General features: G+C 71.9%; 15 protein-coding genes. 14 read left to right on the top strand and 1 reads right to left on the bottom strand.

The window, feature by feature from the left end:
- Positions 1–263: 263 nt before the first annotated feature.
- Entirely contained in the window at positions 264–410 is a 147-nt protein-coding gene (locus AB0I29_RS01710; RefSeq protein WP_357477276.1) for a hypothetical protein, read from the bottom strand.
- On the opposite strand from AB0I29_RS01710, the gene AB0I29_RS01705 reads away from it, so the two are divergent.
- The 14 genes from AB0I29_RS01705 (at position 411) to AB0I29_RS01640 (ending at position 16629) form a co-directional block, all read left to right on the top strand.
- Positions 411–1232, top strand: coding sequence for a lipase family protein (locus AB0I29_RS01705; protein ID WP_357477273.1), 822 nt, complete (start codon positions 411–413; stop codon positions 1230–1232).
- Positions 1233–1456: 224 nt separating this feature from the next.
- On the top strand, positions 1457–1753 hold the full coding sequence (locus tag AB0I29_RS01700) for a WXG100 family type VII secretion target (protein ID WP_357477270.1): 297 nt from the start codon (positions 1457–1459) through the stop codon (positions 1751–1753).
- Positions 1754–1757: 4 nt separating this feature from the next.
- Positions 1758–2039, top strand: coding sequence for a hypothetical protein (locus AB0I29_RS01695; RefSeq protein WP_285101269.1), 282 nt, complete (start codon positions 1758–1760; stop codon positions 2037–2039).
- A 111-nt stretch (positions 2040–2150) separates the two neighbouring features.
- Complete coding sequence (locus tag AB0I29_RS01690; RefSeq protein ID WP_285101271.1) at positions 2151–3599, top strand: hypothetical protein; 1449 nt, start codon at positions 2151–2153, stop codon at positions 3597–3599.
- Positions 3596–4282 carry a hypothetical protein gene (locus AB0I29_RS01685; protein WP_357477265.1) on the top strand — a complete coding sequence of 229 codons (687 nt, stop codon included), beginning with the start codon at positions 3596–3598 and terminating at the stop codon, positions 4280–4282. Before AB0I29_RS01690 ends, AB0I29_RS01685 begins: the two co-directional genes overlap by 4 nt.
- Positions 4279–5079: a hypothetical protein gene (locus AB0I29_RS01680; RefSeq protein WP_357477262.1), complete on the top strand. Its 801-nt coding sequence runs from the start codon at positions 4279–4281 to the stop codon at positions 5077–5079. Before AB0I29_RS01685 ends, AB0I29_RS01680 begins: the two co-directional genes overlap by 4 nt.
- 85 nt (positions 5080–5164) lie before the next feature.
- Positions 5165–5461 (top strand): WXG100 family type VII secretion target, encoded by a 297-nt coding sequence (locus tag AB0I29_RS01675; protein WP_182617598.1) that lies wholly within the window; start codon positions 5165–5167, stop codon positions 5459–5461.
- A 7-nt stretch (positions 5462–5468) separates the two neighbouring features.
- Positions 5469–5753, top strand: a complete 285-nt coding sequence (locus AB0I29_RS01670; RefSeq protein ID WP_285101276.1) for a hypothetical protein — start codon at positions 5469–5471, stop codon at positions 5751–5753.
- Positions 5754–5837: 84 nt separating this feature from the next.
- A complete protein-coding gene (locus AB0I29_RS01665; RefSeq protein ID WP_285101277.1) occupies positions 5838–7112 on the top strand; it encodes a DUF308 domain-containing protein in 1275 nt (424 codons plus the stop codon).
- Between the two features lie 60 nt (positions 7113–7172).
- Positions 7173–7829, top strand: a complete 657-nt coding sequence (locus AB0I29_RS01660; protein ID WP_357477257.1) for a hypothetical protein — start codon at positions 7173–7175, stop codon at positions 7827–7829.
- A complete protein-coding gene (locus tag AB0I29_RS01655) occupies positions 7826–8572 on the top strand; it encodes a hypothetical protein (protein ID WP_357477253.1) in 747 nt (248 codons plus the stop codon). Before AB0I29_RS01660 ends, AB0I29_RS01655 begins: the two co-directional genes overlap by 4 nt.
- A 114-nt stretch (positions 8573–8686) precedes the next feature.
- Positions 8687–10369: a hypothetical protein gene (locus AB0I29_RS01650; RefSeq protein ID WP_357477250.1), complete on the top strand. Its 1683-nt coding sequence runs from the start codon at positions 8687–8689 to the stop codon at positions 10367–10369.
- Positions 10370–10412: 43 nt separating this feature from the next.
- Positions 10413–12197 carry a discoidin domain-containing protein gene (locus AB0I29_RS01645; RefSeq protein WP_357477247.1) on the top strand — a complete coding sequence of 595 codons (1785 nt, stop codon included), beginning with the start codon at positions 10413–10415 and terminating at the stop codon, positions 12195–12197.
- A gap of 1 nt (position 12198) precedes the next feature.
- Entirely contained in the window at positions 12199–16629 is a 4431-nt protein-coding gene (locus AB0I29_RS01640) for an FtsK/SpoIIIE domain-containing protein (protein ID WP_357477244.1), read from the top strand.
- Positions 16630–16742 lie beyond the last annotated feature (113 nt).

Genomic DNA, 16742 nt, shown 5'->3' with positions numbered 1-16742 from the left:
GCCCTGACCGTGCTGGCGTTGCCCACGGTCGCCGTCCCGGCCGCGGCGACATCCGACCCGTCCGAGCCGGCCGGCCTGTCCAGCACGGCGGCCGCCTCACCCAACCGGTCCAGCTCGGCGTCCGACGTGCCCGACGTGCCCGTCGTACCGAACCAGGCCGTCCCGCTCGACGACTTCTACACCCCGCCGACGCCCCTGCCCGACGGTCCGAACGGCGAGGTGGTCCGGTGGCGCGAGGAACCTCGGCAGCTCAGCGCCCGCAACTACCTGGTGATGTACCACTCGACGAACGCGACCGGCCAGGACATCCCGGTGACCGGCCGGGTGCTGGTGCCGACCACGCCCTGGCGGGGCGAGGGCCCGCGGCCGATCGTGTCCGTGGCGAGCGGGACGCGCGGCGTCGGCGACACGTGCGCGCCGTCGCGCTGGCTCGACTACGAGCGGCCCTTCATCGAGCCGATGCTGCTGGCGGGCTGGGCGGTCGTGGTGACCGACTACGAGGGGCTCGGCACGCGGGCGGGCACACCTACGTCGTCGGGCAGTCGGAGGGGCGCACCGTCATCGACATCGTGCGCGCCGCCACGAACCTGCCGGTCACCGGGCTGCGGGCCGGTGGCAAGGTCGCGTTCTCCGGCTACTCGCAGGGCGGCGGGGGAGCGATGTGGGCAGGTGAGCTGCAGCCCGAGTACGCGCCGGAGCTCGACCTCGTCGGTGTCGCGGCGGGCGGCGTGCCCGCCGACCTGAGCGAGGTCGCCGAGGGACTCGACGGGCAGGTCGGGTTCGGTTTCCTCCTGTTCGCGGCCTACGGGCTCGACGCCGCCTACCCCGAGCTCGATCTCGGGTCCTACCTCAACGAGCGCGGCCGGGAGACGTACGAGCGCGAGAAGGATGCCTGCGTCGAGGCCACGATCGCCCACGCGTTCCAGAACATCGGGATGTTCACCTCGACCAACCCGCTCCAGTCGCCGCAGTGGCGGGCGCGCCTCGACGAGAACCGGCTCGGGGACAACCCGCCGGACGTCCCGATCCGCCTGTTCCACGGGACGCTCGACGAGATCGTCGCACCGGGCCAGGCGCGGGCGCTGCGGGACGAGTACTGCGCCGCCGGCGCGGAGGTCCAGTGGGAGTGGCACCTCGGCGAGCACGTCTCGACGATGGTGACCGGGGCGCCGGGTGTCATCGCGTTCCTCGACCGGCGGTTCGAGGACCGGCCGTTCCTGGCGCACTGCTGATGCGCTGCCGCTGACTGAAACTCCATGCAAAAGCGCAGGTAGGACCCACTTTTTGCGCGACCGACGACGGGCCCGGGGTGATCCCCGGGCCCGTCGTCGCCATGCCGCGTGCCGTTCCCCGGCTGTTCACTCGCGCGTCGCCGTCCGGTTAGTCCCATTGATGACGATTGCCGGGTACGTGAGTCCGTCCGAGCACGACCAACGCACGAACGAGGGGTTCTGTCATGGCCAACATCAATGTGACCTTCCAGCAGATGGAGGACGCCGCCCAGCGCATGAAGCAGGAGGCGGACGACATGCAGGCGAAGCTGGACCAGCTGCGCACCATGGTCGACAACCTGGTGCAGGACGGTTACGTGACGGACAAGTCCTCCAAGCGGTTCGACGAGTCCTACAAGGAGCTCGACAAGGGTGGCAAGCAGGTCATGGAGGGTCTGACCGGTATCGGCGAGTACCTCAAGCAGGCCGCCGAGGCGCTCCGCAAGACCGACGAAGAGCTCGCGAACGCCCTGAACAAGTAGCCCCGTGGCCGACCTCGTAGTCACGTCGGTCGCCGTCGACGAGGCCGCCGAGCAGTTGGCGGCGATCGTCGACGAGTTCAAGAACATGGGAAAGCTGTGGGAGGACGGCACCGTCTGGGGCCACGACACGGTCAAGAAGGCGATGGACGACTTCGTCGACGACTGGTGGGTCAAGCGGGAGAAGCTGACCACCAACCTCTCGGACCTGCAGAAGAAGATGGAGCAGGCCGCGGAGCAGTGGAACAACCTGGAGATCGAGCTCGCGGCCTCGTTCGACGAGCAGTAGCTCCCCAGGGAACGGGCCGACGCCCAGCAGCCCGACGCCCAGCAGTCCTGTGCCCAGAAGTTCGGTGCCCCGCAGTTCGATGAGCAGTTCACGCGCAGTAGGAGGACGAGGATGGGCGACACCCGGGCCGGGGAATGGCATCTGCTCGACTACGACTCCGACCCCGTCCCGGCCGACGTGGCCGGGTTGGACCCGGTGATCAAGCACTACGAGGACATCGCGCTGGCGATGTCGACGCAGGCCAAGCTGCTCAAGAAGATCGGCGACGGCGACGAGACCCTGCTCAAGGGCAAGGCGGCCGACGCCATGCGCAAGCGCTCCCGGGAGAGCGCCGACGCGCTGAACAAGGCGTCCGGCCGGTACGACGACATCCGGGACGCGCTGCGCACCTTCCGGCCGGAGCTGGAGTACGCACGCTCGGAGACGGGCCTGGCACTGACGGCCGCCCAGGACGCGGCCGCCGCCCAGAAGGGTGCCGAGGGCCTGCCTGACCCGGTGAACGCCGACCGGCCGGACGACGCGCCGCCGCTCACCGACAAGGAGAAGCAGGAGTCCGAGAGCCGCACGGGCAAGATCAACGAGGCCAAGGGTGACCTGGAGGCGGCAAAGGCCAAGGCGCGTGCGGCCATGGTCAGGTTCGACGCCGCTGCCACCGCAGCCGCGAACAAGATCCGGGAGAACTGGGGCGACGACGGTCTGCACCACAGCGGCTGGGAAGCGTTCCTGCACAAGCTGAACAAGTTCCTCAAGAAGCTGGTCGAGATCCTGATGTACATCGGGATGGCGCTGGCGGTGCTCAGCATCCTCATCCCGGGCCTGGGCATGCTCACGCTGCTGAGCGTGATCGCGACAGTGGTCTCCGTCGCCGCGAGCTTCATCCTGGCCGTGCAGGGCGAGGGCAGCTGGCTGAGCGTCATCATCGGCATCCTCAGCCTGGGCCTGATCGGCGTCGCGGCGAAGATGGCCGGCTCGCTCAAGACCATCCAGGCCGCGCAGCTCGGCTCCAAGGTGAAGTTCACGCCGGGAGCGATCAAGGAGCTCAACAGCCTCGCCAGCCGCCTGGCCATCTACTCGAAGAACCCGATGCGTCCGTTCGACCGGTTCATGACCGGCAAGCTCGGGGCCCAGATCAAGCCGTTCACGAACTGGGGCAACTTCATCCAGACCACTCGCGTCTCACCCGGCTGGTGGCAGATCGGCAAGCCAAACGCGTGGGTCAAGGGCGACTTCAGCAAGTTCGGTGCGTGGTTCAAGAACGACTCGAGCCGCTTCATGACCGCGATCAAGGGCGGCCCGTGGCGCTGGGACCGGCTGATCGGCATCAGCGACATCAAGGACGTGCAGAAGATCAACGCGGCCCTCGGCCAGCTCGGGATCACCGGATTCGCGATCAAGCCGTGGATGTACATCGGCCCCATCTCGTACACGTTCGGCTGGTCGATGCGGCCGTTCAGCCTGATCAACCCGTCGAACTTCAACCCGACCGACCCGCGCTGGAGCCTAGACGGCTGGCGGGACGCCGACTACAGCGGCCTCTACTCGGAGCAGACGGGCCTGTGACGACACCGGAGACGAGCACGACCGGCACACCCCGTGCCCTGGCGTCGTCCTGGGAGTGGCGGCTGGATCTGCCCGAGGGCTGGCTCGAGGTCCCGGGCGGCATCACCGGGGCGTCCCACGACCTCGCCGCCTGGGAGCGCGGGGCCACGGCAGTCGTGCGTGAGTCGCTCGAGCCCGTACCCGACGAGTCCGGCACGACGGTCGAGCTGGACGACGACGCACGCGCCCAGCTCGACCAGCTTGCCGCCATCTCGGTGGTGAACCTCCGGGAGTTCGCCGACGGCATGGCCCCCGGCGACCATCGCGTCGTCGCGGCCCTCGGGGTGATGGGGCGCGGGCCTGTGCCGGTGCTCGTCGCCGTCGGGACCAGTGACCCGGCGGCGCCCGACGACGACCTCATGGCCGCGCTGGGCGCAACGGGCGGCTACCCCGCGGCGCCGCCCACGGTCGAGTACCCCGACATGCCCGACGGCGACGGGGTGCGGGTGATCCGCCTCGACATCGGCGAGGAGTCCGGCGGTGCCTGGATGAGCGTGGGACTGGGGCGGCGCACCGAGCACCCGGACGCGGTGGTGGACACGGTACTGGTCTGGCGCACCCAGGATCTCGTTCTCGGCGCGGCGATGGTGGAGCTGCTCGACCAGCTGATGCCGGCCGTGCGGATCGACCGGACCGCGGCATGACCGGGCCTGCGGCAGGCCCGGCGGCAGGACCGGTGACAGGCCCGGCGGCAGGACCAGCGACAGGGTCGCCGGCGACGCCTACCGACACCTGGGCCTTCCTCCTGCCCCCGGGCTGGGCGCGGTTCCCGCTCGGCGCGGGGCGCGGCAAGGAGCGCGACGCCGCCGTCGACGAGGTGGTCGCACGCGCGCTGCCCCGGGACCGGGCCCTCGCGGGCGGTCCGCAGGACGCCGACCTCGCCGCGCGCCGGGAGCTGCTCCGGGCCTCGCTCCGCGCGGCGCTCACCGGTGCGGGCGGCGCCGACGCCGAAGCGGGCACGAGCACCAGCTCCGTCACGAGCACCAGCACCAGCACCGGAGCCGTCTACCTCCCGACTGTTCCGATCGCCGGCATCGCCGTCCCGGCGTCGATCACCGAGACCGAGCTCTTCGGCGAGGTGGGGCACAGCCCCGCCGAGGTCGCCGAGCGCGTGCTGGGCCGGACCCACGACACGAGCGAGGCGGTTGACCTGGACGGACGTCCGGGTGCGCGGGTGGTGCGGACCGGGCACGATGTGCACCGAGAGGGCGGTCGGCCGGCGCGCTCCACGCGTGAGGTGACGTATGTCGTCTCCCGGGACGAGGCGGCCGGCGACTGGCTGGTGCTGTCCTTCAGCACCGGCTGGAGCAGCCGGGACACCGAGCGGCTGGCCGAGACACTGGTCGAGTTCTTCGACGCCGTCATGGCCACTTTCCGCTGGACCGGTCCCGGTTCGAACCCCGTGAACCTGCCCGAACGGAGGGTCCCCGGATCCGCGTAAGGGATAACCCGAAGATTCACCCCAGGGGTGTCCGGTTCATGTACGATCGCCCTGTTTTCCACGAGGCAACCCGAGAGGACCGATCATGGCCAACATCAATGTGACCTTCCAGCAGATGGAGGACGCTTCCCAGCGCATGAAGCAGGAGGCGGACGACATGCAGCACAAGCTGGACCAGCTGCGTTCGATGGTGGACAACCTCGTCCAGGACGGTTACGTGACGGACAAGTCCTCCAAGCGGTTCGACGAGTCCTACAAGGAGCTCGACAAGGGTGGCAAGCAGGTCATGGAGGGTCTGACCGGGATCGGCGAGTACCTCAAGCAGGCCGCCGAGGCGCTCCGCAAGACCGACGAGGAACTCGCCAACGCCCTGAACAAGTAGTCGTCGGATGGCCGACCTCGTCGTTACCTCGATCGCCGTCGACGAAGCTGCCGAGCAGCTGAAGTCGGTGCTCCACGAGCTCGAGAACATGAAAGAGCTCTGGGACGACGGCGACCTCTGGGGTCACAGGACGGTGAAGAACGCCATGGGCGACTTCGTCGACAGCTGGTGGGTCAAGCGGGAGAAGCTCCAGGAAAACCTCAAGGACCTCCAGGACAAGATGGAGAAGGCCGCCGAGACCTGGAACGACACCGAGATCGAGCTGGAGAAGTCGCTGACGCCCGAGGGCTGACCCGACACACCTGAAGCTCGACAGACCCGAAGACCTGGTCGGCGCCGGACGGCGCGACACAGGCCCGAACTATGAGGAGGCCGGATGAGCGCCGCCCGCGTGGGTGAGTGGCATCTGCTGGACTACGACGACGACCCTGTTCCGGCCGAGGCGTCCGGTCTGGATGCGGTGATCAAGCACTACAAAGAGATCGCCGAGATGATGACCACGCAGGCGGCGCTCCTCAAGAAGATCGGCGACGGCGACGAGACCCTGCTCAAGGGTGAGGCGGCCGACGCCATGCGGGGACGCGCCGGGGAGAGCCACGAGCACCTCGCCGCCGCCGCGGGTCGGTACGACGACGTCCGCGCGGCCCTGGAGGCCTATCGTCCCGAGCTGGAGACCGCGCGCTCGGAGACGGGCAAGGCCCTGGCGAAGGCCGAGGACGCGGCCGCGGCCCAGAAGGGCGCCGAGGGCATGCCCGACCCGGTGAACGCGGACCGGCCGGACGACGCGCCGCCGCTCACCGAGCAGCAGAAGCAGGAGTCCCAGAACCGGGCGAACAAGATCGAGGGTGCCAAGGGCGAGCTGGCGGCGGCCAAGGCCATCGCCGTCGCCGCGATGTCGGCCCTCGACTCGGCCGCCGAGCGGGCGGCCGCCAAGATCAAGGAGAACTGGGGCGACGACGGGCTCAAGCACAGCGGCTGGGAAGCCTTCGTGCACGGGTTCAACAAGTTCCTCAAGGGGCTGGTCGAGATCCTCGGCTACATCGGCATGGCGCTCGCCGTGCTCGCCATCCTCCTGCCCGGGGTGGGTGCGCTGGCGCTGGCCGGCCTGATCGTCGGCGTCGTGAGCCTGGTCGCCTCGATCGTGCTCGCCGCCCAGGGCGAGGCGAGCTGGATGGGTGTCATCCTCGGCGTCATCGGCGTCGCGGCGGCCGGTGTCGGCATGGTCGTGGCCAAGTCGATCACGGCGTCGGTGAAGGCGGCACAGGGTGCGGTGCTCGCCGGCAAGGGCGCCTCGGGCCCCTTCATCGGCACCCTGGGCGGCCTCATCATCAAGCCCATGGCGATCCAGAAGATCTCGATCATGATCTCGACGAAGCTGCCCGGCTGGGCCTCGATCGTCGCCCCGATCAAGTCCTGGTCGCTCAGCGGCGCGCTCGGCCTCGGCGGGCTCAGGGAGCTCAGCCTGCTCGGGCTCTGGGGCGCGAAGTTCACGATCAAGCCGTGGATCTACGTGGCCGGTCCGGGTGCCATGCTGTCGGGCCTGATCAGCGGTCTCTGGGGTGCCGTGCCGCCCACGAGCTTCCCCGGCGAGGACAAGCGCGGGGACTGGACCGCGCCGACGGACTACGAGTACAACCACCTCACCACCTGAGCCAGGAGCCGATTCAGTGTTTGCGACTTCGCTGTGTGCGACGAGACGTAGGGGGCCGGCATGAGCGGCGTCGGCGTCCAGGACTGGACCTGGACCATCGAGGCCCCGGCCGGCTGGCTGGTCGTGCCCTCCACGGTGACCGAGCCCGCCGAGACGGTCGGCGCGTGGCAGGGGGAGGCCGTCGAGCTCCTGCTCACGTCGTTCCTGCCGCAGGACTCGGTCGGCGGGGCGCAGCCCGACGCCGGCCACGTGGAGCTCGTCCGCGACTCCCTGACGCAGACGGTCGCGAGCCTGGTGGCGTTCGCCGACGAGGCGGCGACCGAGGGCGCCCGGGCGATCGCGGGCCTCGGCCTGCTGGACCGCGGCCCCGTCCCCGTGCTCGTCACCGTCGGCATGATGGACCCGGCCGAGTCGGACGACGCGCTCATGACGGTGCTCGGCGCGACCGGCGGCAACCCGGTCAACCCGGTCAACCCGCCGAGCATCGAGTACCCCGAGCTGCCCGACGGCGACGGCATTCAGGTCACCCGCGTGGACATCGACGAGGCGGGCGGCGCCTGGGTGACGGTCGCCGTCGGCCGGCGCACCGAGCACCCGGAGGCGGTGGTGGACACGGCCCTGATCTGGCGCAGCCAGGACCTCGTGCTCGTCCCCACGATCCTGGAGACGCTCGTCGGCCTGCTGTCGGCCGTGAAGATCATCCGGAGCGAACCGTGAGCGAGAGCCCCGTGAACGAGAACCCTGCGAGCCAGACCCCCGCGAGCCAGACCTGGGCGGGCGAGACCCCCGGGAACGGGCAGGCGGGCGGCAAGCCGACCGATGCCTGGGTGATGCTCCTGCCACCCGGCTGGGCCCGGTTCCCGACGGGCGAGGGCCGCCAGCGCGAGCTGGACGAGGCGGTCGAGCAGGTCGTCGCCCGGGCCCTGCCGGAGTCGCTGCCCCGCGACAAGGCAGAGCCGTTCCGGCGCATGCTGCGCGACGAGCTGCACAAGACCCTGGGCCAGGCGCGCGACGCCGGCACCGGCGCGGTCTACCTGCCGACCGAGCCCATGGAGGGCGTGATCGTCCCGGGTTCGATCGCGGAGATCGAGGTGGTCAGCGACGTCGGCACCGACCCGACCCGGATCGTCACCAGCATCCTGAGCGACGGGTACGAGCAGAGCGAGCTGGTCGAGATCGACGGCCGCCCCGGCGTCCGCGTGGTGCACACCGAGCACGGCGTCAAGAGCGAGGACCTGGAGCTGTCGACCCGGCAGGTGCTGTACGCGGTCTCCCGGGACGAGGCCGACGGCGAGTGGCTGGTCCTGTCGTTCACCACGATCTGGAACAGCGAGAACACCGAGCGCCTGGCCGAGGCCATGGTGCTCTTCTTCGACGCGGTGATGACGACCTTCCGCTGGGCCGGCCCCGGCACGAACCCCCTCAGGCTGCCGGAGCGAAGCGTTCCCGGCTCGGCCTGAGCGAGCCTCCTGCGCGAGACCCTTCCTGAACCACCCGGGCCTGAACCACCCGGCGCACCACCCCTGACTGACGCGGCTCACCTGGAGCGCGACACATCTGAAGACGGAGCAACTGTGCAGCACGCACCCCGTATCGCCGCCGCTATCGCAGCGGCGGCCCTGTTCACGACAGCCGTCACGGTTCCTCTCGCGGCCGCCGCCCAGGCGGCCACCACGGGTCCCGTTCTCGTGGGCGCCGCCCACACCGCGGTCCACGCCGGCCCTGTCGCGCACCACCTCGCCACGGACAAGCTCGCCACGGCCACGAAGGACGGCGAGAAGGTCAAGTACTACGTGGTGCCGGCCAAGCCGGAGGGTGAGCAGGAGTTCCTGTTCGACATCGCCCAGCGCCTCCTCGGCGACGGCAACCGGTACAAGGAGATCTTCGAGCTCAACAAGGGCCGCACGCAGCCCGACGGCAACGCCCTGACCGACGAGACCGTCCTGCTGCCGGGCTGGGTGCTGCAGCTGCCCGACGACGCCGAGGGCGAGGGCATCGAGGTCGGCGTGCTGCCGACCGGGCCCGCGGAAGGCGCCGGCGAGGCGAGCGCCTCGCCCGAGGCGCCGGCCGCGCCGTCGGTCCCCTACTACGTGATCGCGACGACGCCGGAGGGCGAGCCGGAGTACCTCCACATGATCGCCGAGCGGTTCCTGGGCGACGGCGAGCGGTACACGGAGATCTTCGAGCTGAACAAGGGCCGCACGCAGCCCGACGGCGGCAAGCTCACCGACGCGGCGGTCGTGACGGTGGGCTGGGTGCTCCAGCTTCCCGAGGACGCGGAGGGCGAGGGGCTGCAGCACGGCCCGCTCCCGGGCGCGAGCCCGTCGGCGGAGGCGAACGCCCCGACCGAGGCGACCGCGCCGGCCGGCTCGGACGAGCAGTCCACCGGCGGGTCCGGGCTGGAGCCCGTCCTGATCGGCGTCGGCCTCGCCGTGGTCGCGGCGGCCCTCGTGCTCGTGGTGGTCTACGCGGTGCGCCGTTCGCGCGCCGGCCGGGAGGCGCCGTTCGACGACAGCCTGCTGCGCACCGACACCTCGGCGTCGTGGATGGTGGACCGCGCCCTGCGGGTGCTGCTCGCGTCGTGCGAGCGCGACGGCGTCGAGGTGCCGGGCATCACCGGCGTCTTCATCGAGGGCGGCGCGATGCGGCTGCGGCTGGCCGGCCCGGTCTCCCCGGCGCCCGAGCCGTGGGTGGCGAACGAGGACGGCCAGAGCTGGTCGGCCCCGCTGGCGCGGCTGCAGGCGGCGCCTGCCAGCGAGGCCTCGACCGCGCGGTTCTCGCGCCTGGTCACGATCGGCGTGGCCGAGACCGGCCGGGTGCTGGTCGACTTCGCCCGCGCCCGCGGCGTCATCAGCCTGGACGGGCCCACCCGCGCGCGGCACGAGGTGCTGCGCCGCTGGCTGGGCGAGCTGACGGGCAACCCCTGGTCGAACGACCCGCGCGTGGTCATGGTCGGCAACGGCCTGCCGCAGCCGGAGCAGGTGGAGCACCTGGCGGCGATCGAGCAGGTGATCCCGGAGCTCGACGCCACCGGCGGTGGCGTGCTCGTGCTGTCGCAGGCGCCGTCGGTGGCGCAGCAGGACCTGCTGGCCGCCCGGTTCGCCGACCCGCGCTTCGCCTGGGTGGTCATCGTGCTCGGCGAGTCGACGTCGGCGAAGTGGCGGATCACCGCCGGCGACGACGGCTGGCTGCGCAGCGGCTTCCTGCCCGACGTCCGCTACACGGAGCAGACGGCGGTGCGTCGGGCCGGTGAGTGAACGACTGACAAGGGTCGCGCGCCTCTGCCTGGCGACGACCCTGGTGACCGCACTGCTCGTCGCGCTCGTCGGCACCGTTCTCCCGGGGGTCACCCCGGCGCAGGCGCAGGAGGACCCGGTACTGCTCTCGCAGGGCAAGCCGGCCGTCGCGTCGTCGCTCGAGAAGCCCGAGTTCCCCGCGCGCCAGGCCGTGGACGGCAACCCGAACACCCGGTGGTCGAGCGCGTTCAGCGACCCGCAGTGGCTCCGGATCGACCTGGGACGGTCCACGACCATCCACCGGGTCGAGATCGACTGGGAGGTCTCCTACTCCACGGACTACCGGATCGAGCTGTCGAACGACGGCGAGACCTGGGAGGCGGCCTCGATCCAAGCGGGCGACGGCGGCAACGACGTGCTCAACTTCCTTGGTAAGGGCCGCTACGTGCGGATGTACTCCGGGGCGCGCGTCGGCACGGCCGGCAACTCCATCTGGGAGATGCGGGTCTACGGCGAGCCGGAGCCCACGCCGACCCCGACGCCGACCCCGAAGAAACCGACCCCGAAGCCCAGCGTGACGCAGCAGGCGGAGGTCTCGCCGACCCCCACGCCCACGCCGGTGCCGAGCCGCAGCGGCCCGCCGGGCTCGGTGCTGTACTACGTGGTCAAGGCGACGCCTGACGACAACGTGGAGAAGCTCAACGACATCGCCGAGCGGTTCCTGGGCGACCGGGAGCGCTGGCCGGAGATCGCCGCGCTCACCGAGGGGCACCGGCAGCCCGACGGCGAGTACCTCACCGACCCGAGGACCCTGACGCCCGGCTGGGTGCTCAGGATGCCGAAGGACGCGGTGGGCGAGGGCCTGGAGTTCGGCCCGCTGCCGGGGTACGAGGGGGCGTCCCCCTCGCCGTCGGCCACGCCCTCGCTCGAGCCGACCCCGACCCCGGCGCCGACCAGCGACGTGGCCGGGGCCGAGGAGGCCGCAGTCTCCGTACCCGTCGTCCCGATCCTGCTGGTCGTCGGCGGTCTGGTGCTCGTCGCGCTCCTGGGGCTGGTGCCGTTCTGGCTGGTGCGCCGGCGCAAGCGGCACGAGCCGTTCGACGACAGCCTGCTGCGCACCGACACCTCGGCGGCGTGGACGGTCGACCGGGCGCTGCGGGTGCTGATGGCGGCCTGCGAGCGCGACGGCCTGGACGTGCCGGGCACGACCGGGGTGTTCATCGAGGGCAGCTCCCTGCGGCTGCGCCTGACGAACCCGGCCTCCCCGGCCCCGGCCCCGTGGCAGGTGAGCGAGGACGGGCAGAGCTGGTCCGCGCCGCTGGCGAGGCTGCAGTCCGGGGCGGCGTCGGAGAGCCCGACCACCCGGTTCTCGCGGCTGGTCAACCTGGGTATGGGGGAGACGGGCCGGGTGCTCGTGGACTTCTCCGTGGCCCGCGGCGTGATCAGCCTGGACGGCCCCACCCGGGTGCGGCACGAGGTGCTGCGCCGGTGGCTGGGCGAGCTGACGGGCAACCCGTGGTCGAACGACCCGCGCGTGGTCATGGTGGGCAACGGCCTGCCCCGGCCCGAGCAGGTGGAGCACCTGGCGGGGATCGAGCAGGTGCTGCCCGAGCTGGAGGTGGGCGACGGCGGCGTGTTGGTCCTGTCGCAGGCACCGTCCGCGGCGCAGCAGGACCTGCTCGCGGCCCGGTTCGCGAGCCCGGAGTTCACCTGGGTGGTGATCGTCCTCGGTCAGTCCCCGTCCGCGAAGTGGCGCTTCACCGCGGGCGACGACGGCTGGCTGCGCAGCGGGTTCCTGCCCGACGTGCGCTTCGACGAGCAGACCGCCGTGCGGCGGGGAGGCGAATGACATGCACGCTCTGATCACCGTGCGCCACGGTGCGCGCGAGACGCTCCTGTCCCTGGACCTGGACGAGCGCACCAAGGCGGCGGATCTGGCCGAGCGGCTTGCCGCCGAGGTGGGCGCACCCCGGGGCAGCACCATGTACGTGGACGGCCGGGCCGTCCAGGGCTACGGGGTGCAGGACCGCTCCGTGCACGGCGACGCGGTCGTGGACGGCCCGGGCGCCGAGCTGCTCGTCGCCGACTCGGGGATCCGGGACGGCGCCGTCGTCTCGTTCGCCGAGCCGGTGATCGACAGCGCCGGCTCGGGCGGCCCCGTCGACCTGTGCGTCACGGGCGGCACGGGCACCGGAGCCGTCGTCCGCCTCGGTGTCGGTGAGTCCGTCCTGCAGGTGGGTCCCGACGGCCGGGTCCGGGTGGACGAGCCGCGCGAGGGCGGGCTCGCCGCCGTCGCCGTCGTCGTGGGACTGGACGGCGCCGTGCGGGTGCGGCGCGTGCCGGACCCGCGCTCGGTCGGCCGACCGGTCCACCTGGACCGGTCCGAGGACCCGCTGGGCGAGGAGGACGCGCCGTGGCCCGCGGGCACGCAGCTGCGGATCGGCCCGAGCGTGCTGACGGTCCAGCCGGCCACGCGGCCCGACGCCGACCTGCGGCCCGCCACCGAGCCCGGGCACCTGGACTACAACCGGCCGCCGCGGCTGCTGCCGCCCATGCCGGACACGCACTTCCGGCTGCCGGCGGAGCCGGTCGCGCCCGCCCGCAACCCGCTGCCGTGGCTCGGCATGGCGATGCCCGCCGTGCTGGGCGTCGTCATGGCGATCGTGTTCAAGTCGCCGTTCTACCTGATGTTCGCCCTGGCCACGCCGTTGATGGGCTGGGGCAACTGGTGGATGTCCAAGCGGAACGGCAACATCACGCACAAGGAGCGGCTCAAGCAGCACGCCGAGGAACGGGCCGCGCTGGAGGAGGAGGTGCTGGAGGCGGTGCGGCGCGAGCAGCACCGACGCCGGGTCTCCAGCCCGGGTGCCGCCGAGCTGCGGCTCATCGCCACCACGCCGACGCGCCGCCTGTGGGAGCGCCGCAGCACGGACGGCGACCACCTCACGGTGCGGCTCGGGCTCGCCGACGCCACCAGCCAGGTCGAGGTGGAGGACAGCGCCGAGCCGGAGCACCGCCGCAAGACCCGCGCGACCGTCCGGTCCGTGCCGGTCACGGTCTCGCTCAAGGAGGCCGGCGTGGTCGGCCTGGCCGGCCCGGGGGACTGGCCGCGCCGCCGCGCGCGGTGGATGGTGGGCCAGCTCGGCGTGCTGCAGAGCCCGCGTGACGTGCAGGTCTACGTGCTGACCAGCTCCGAGCACGTGCAGGACTGGGCCTGGGCGGCCTGGCTGCCGCACGCCCGCCCGGCGTTCGGCCAGGAGGCCGTCGCCCTCATCGGTACGACGACGGACACGCTCGCCGCCCGCGTCGCCGAGGTGAACTCCCTGATCACGCAGCGCCGCGCCGCCATGGAGGGGGCCGGCGGCAAGGTCATGTCCGGCCCGCAGGTCGTGGTGGTGCTCGACGGCGCCCGCCGCCTGCGCGCCCTGCCCGGCGTCGTGTCCATCCTGCGCGACGGCCCCGGCGTCGGCGTGAGCGTCGTCTGCCTGGACGGCGACGAGCAGATGCTGCCGGAGGAGTGCACGGTCGTGGCGCTCGCCCGTGTGGACGGCGGCATGACGCTGCGCCGGCAGGACGCCGACGACCTGCGCACCATCCTGGTCGACGAGGTGAACGACGACTGGTACGAGCCGGTGGCCCGCGCCGTCGCCGCGGTGCACGACGTGACCGCCAGCGAGGGCGAGGGCCTGATCCCCGACTCGGCGCGCCTGGTGGAGGTGCTCGACATCGAGGAGGTCGACGCCGAGCAGATGGTGGCCCGGTGGCGGAAGATCTCCAGCGGCGGCAAGGGCAGCACCGCCGCCGTCGTCGGCGTGTCCCTGGACGGGCCGTTCGTGCTCGACATGGTCCGCGACGGGCCGCACGCCCTGGTGGGCGGCACGACCGGTTCCGGCAAGTCCGAGTTCCTGCAGACCGTCGTCGCCTCGCTCGCCGTGGTGAACACGCCGGAGACCATGAACTTCGTGCTGGTCGACTACAAGGGCGGCGCCGCGTTCAGCCAGTGCGAGCAGCTGCCGCACACGGTCGGCATGGTCACGGACCTCGACACGCACCTCGTGGAGCGCGCGCTCGACTCGCTCCGCGCTGAGCTCACCTTCCGGGAGCACGTGCTGGCCGCCGCGGGCGCGAAGGACCTGGAGGACTACCTCGACGCGCAGAGCCGCGGGTACGTCGGCCCCACGCTGCCGCGCCTGATGATCGTCATCGACGAGTTCGCCTCGATGGTGCGCGAGCTGCCCGACTTCGTCACCGGGCTCGTCAACATCGCCCAGCGGGGCCGGTCGCTCGGCATCCACCTCATCCTCGCCACGCAGCGCCCGTCCGGCGTCATCTCCCCGGAGATCCGCGCCAACACGAACCTGCGCATCGCCCTGCGGATGACGGACAAGAGCGAGTCCAAGGACGTCATCGACGCGAACGAGGCGGCGGAGATCGCCAAGTCGCAGCCAGGCCGCGCCTACGCCCGGCTCGGGCACTCGTCGCTGGTCCCGTTCCAGTCCGCGCGCGTGGGCGGCCGGCGCCTGTCGCTGTCCGACGTCGGGCAGGTCGAGGCGCCGTTCGTCGCGCGGATCTCCGTGACCGACCTCGGGGCCCCGGCGCCCGCCCGCCCCCGGGTCAAGCGGAGCGAGGACGTCGAGACCGACCTCGCGGCGCTGGTCGAGACGCTGCGCGAGACGGCGCGTGTGGGCGGTTGGGACGAGCCGCGGCGGCCGTGGCTGCCCGCGCTGCCGGACCTGCTGCCGTTCGACGACCTGGTGCAGACCAGCGCGCAGTCGCAGTTCGCCTGGGCGCTGGAGGACTCGCCGTCCGACCAGCGGCAGGGACCCGCCCTGATCGACCTGGACGAGTTCGGGCACCGGTACGTGGTGGGCGCACCAGGCAGCGGCCGGTCGACGGTGCTGCGCACCAGCGCGTTCGCCGCGGCCAGCCAGATGGCGGTGGCCGACCTGCACCTGTACGCGATCGACTGCGGCAACGGCGCGCTGACGGTGCTCAACGAGCTGCCGCACACGGGCGCCGTCGTGCAGCGCGGGCAGGCGGAGCGGGCCAAGCGCCTGCTCACCCGCCTGCAGGCCGAGCTCGGCCGGCGCCAGCAGGTGCTCGCCGCCGGCAACTTCGCCAGCGTGACCGAGCAGCGCGAGCTCGCCGAGCCGGGCACCCGCCTGCCGCGCGTGCTCGTGCTGATCGACCGCTGGGAGAGCTTCATGAGCACCTACGGCGAGGTCGACAGCGGCAAGCTGGTCGAGACCGTCCAGGAGCTCCTGCGCGACGGTGCGAGCGCGGGCATCCACCTGCTGGTGTCCGGCGACCGCAGCCTGCTCTCCAGCCGGATGAGCGTGCTGACCGACGACGCGCTCGTGCTGCGGCTCACCGACCGGTTCGACTACGGGATGGTGGGCATCGACCACAAGAAGCTGCCCGAGGAGATCCAGCCGGGCCGCGCGTTCCGGTCGGGCAGCGGGCTCGAGGTGCAGGTGGCGATCCTCGGCGACGACCCGTCGGGTCGCGCCCAGACCAGCGCCGCGCGGCTCATGGCCGCCACGATCCGCGAGCGGGAGGACGTCGTGCCCGGCACCGGTCCCTTCCGCGTGGACGACCTGCCCTCCACGATCACGGTCGACGCCGCCTACCAGTACGTGGGCCCGGAGGCGGCCCAGCCGATGTGGGCGCTGCTCGGCGTCGGCGGCGACGACCTGACCGCGTTCGGCATGGATCTCGCCGGGGACGCGCCCGCGTTCCTGGTGGGCGGCCCGTCCAAGTCGGGGCGGTCCACCATGCTGGCGGTCATGACGGAGTCGCTGCTGCGCGGCGGCACCCAGGTGGTCGTCCTGGCGCCGCGCCCGAGCATCCTGCGCGACCTCGAGGGCAGGGCGGGCGTGCGCGCCGTCCTGACCGGCACGGAGATCACCGAGGAGGAGCTGGCGCCGCACCTCGACCCCGACGGCGAGCCCGTGGTGCTCGTCGTGGACGACGGCGAGCTGGTGGCCGACGTCCCCGCCAAGACCTGGCTGCGCGCGTACCTGCGCACGGCTGCCGACAACCGGCGCGGCCTGATCCTCGGCGGCGACGCCTCCGAGGTGGCCAGCGGGTTCTCCGGCTGGCAGGTCGACGTCAAGAAGAGCCGGCGCGGTGCGCTGCTCAGCCCACAGGACCGGTTCGACGGCGACCTCGTCGGGGCGAGCCTGCCGCGCTCGGCGGTCTCGACGCAGGTGACACCGGGCAAGGCGCTGGTGCACCTGGGGTCGGGCGAGCTGATGACGGTGCTGGTGCCGACGCTGTAGCTGGTGTCGCTGCTGGAGGAGGCTGTCGCGAGCCGGGGCCGGACTGCCGGTCCCGGCTCGCTGGTCTTGCTGGCCGGGAATGGTTCGCCGGGTGTTCGCGGGCCGTTCATCCC

It is taken from the genome of Promicromonospora sp. NPDC050262 (genome assembly GCF_040655935.1).
In the GTDB taxonomy this organism is placed as follows: domain Bacteria; phylum Actinomycetota; class Actinomycetes; order Actinomycetales; family Cellulomonadaceae; genus Promicromonospora.
Note: the sequence above shows the minus strand (reverse complement) of the source record. Positions and strands in the feature narration are given on the sequence as shown.

Excerpts from the sequence above, each read along its gene's own strand:
- AB0I29_RS01665 (WP_285101277.1), top strand. The coding sequence starts at position 5,838 with ATGAGCGCCGCCCGCGTGGGTGAGTGGCATCTGCTGGACTACGACGAC.
- AB0I29_RS01670 (WP_285101276.1), top strand. The coding sequence starts at position 5,469 with ATGGCCGACCTCGTCGTTACCTCGATCGCCGTCGACGAAGCTGCCGAG.
- AB0I29_RS01680 (WP_357477262.1), top strand. The coding sequence starts at position 4,279 with ATGACCGGGCCTGCGGCAGGCCCGGCGGCAGGACCGGTGACAGGCCCG.
- AB0I29_RS01660 (WP_357477257.1), top strand. The coding sequence starts at position 7,173 with ATGAGCGGCGTCGGCGTCCAGGACTGGACCTGGACCATCGAGGCCCCG.
- AB0I29_RS01675 (WP_182617598.1), top strand. The coding sequence starts at position 5,165 with ATGGCCAACATCAATGTGACCTTCCAGCAGATGGAGGACGCTTCCCAG.
- AB0I29_RS01640 (WP_357477244.1), top strand. The coding sequence starts at position 12,199 with ATGCACGCTCTGATCACCGTGCGCCACGGTGCGCGCGAGACGCTCCTG.
- AB0I29_RS01700 (WP_357477270.1), top strand. The coding sequence starts at position 1,457 with ATGGCCAACATCAATGTGACCTTCCAGCAGATGGAGGACGCCGCCCAG.
- AB0I29_RS01690 (WP_285101271.1), top strand. The coding sequence starts at position 2,151 with ATGGGCGACACCCGGGCCGGGGAATGGCATCTGCTCGACTACGACTCC.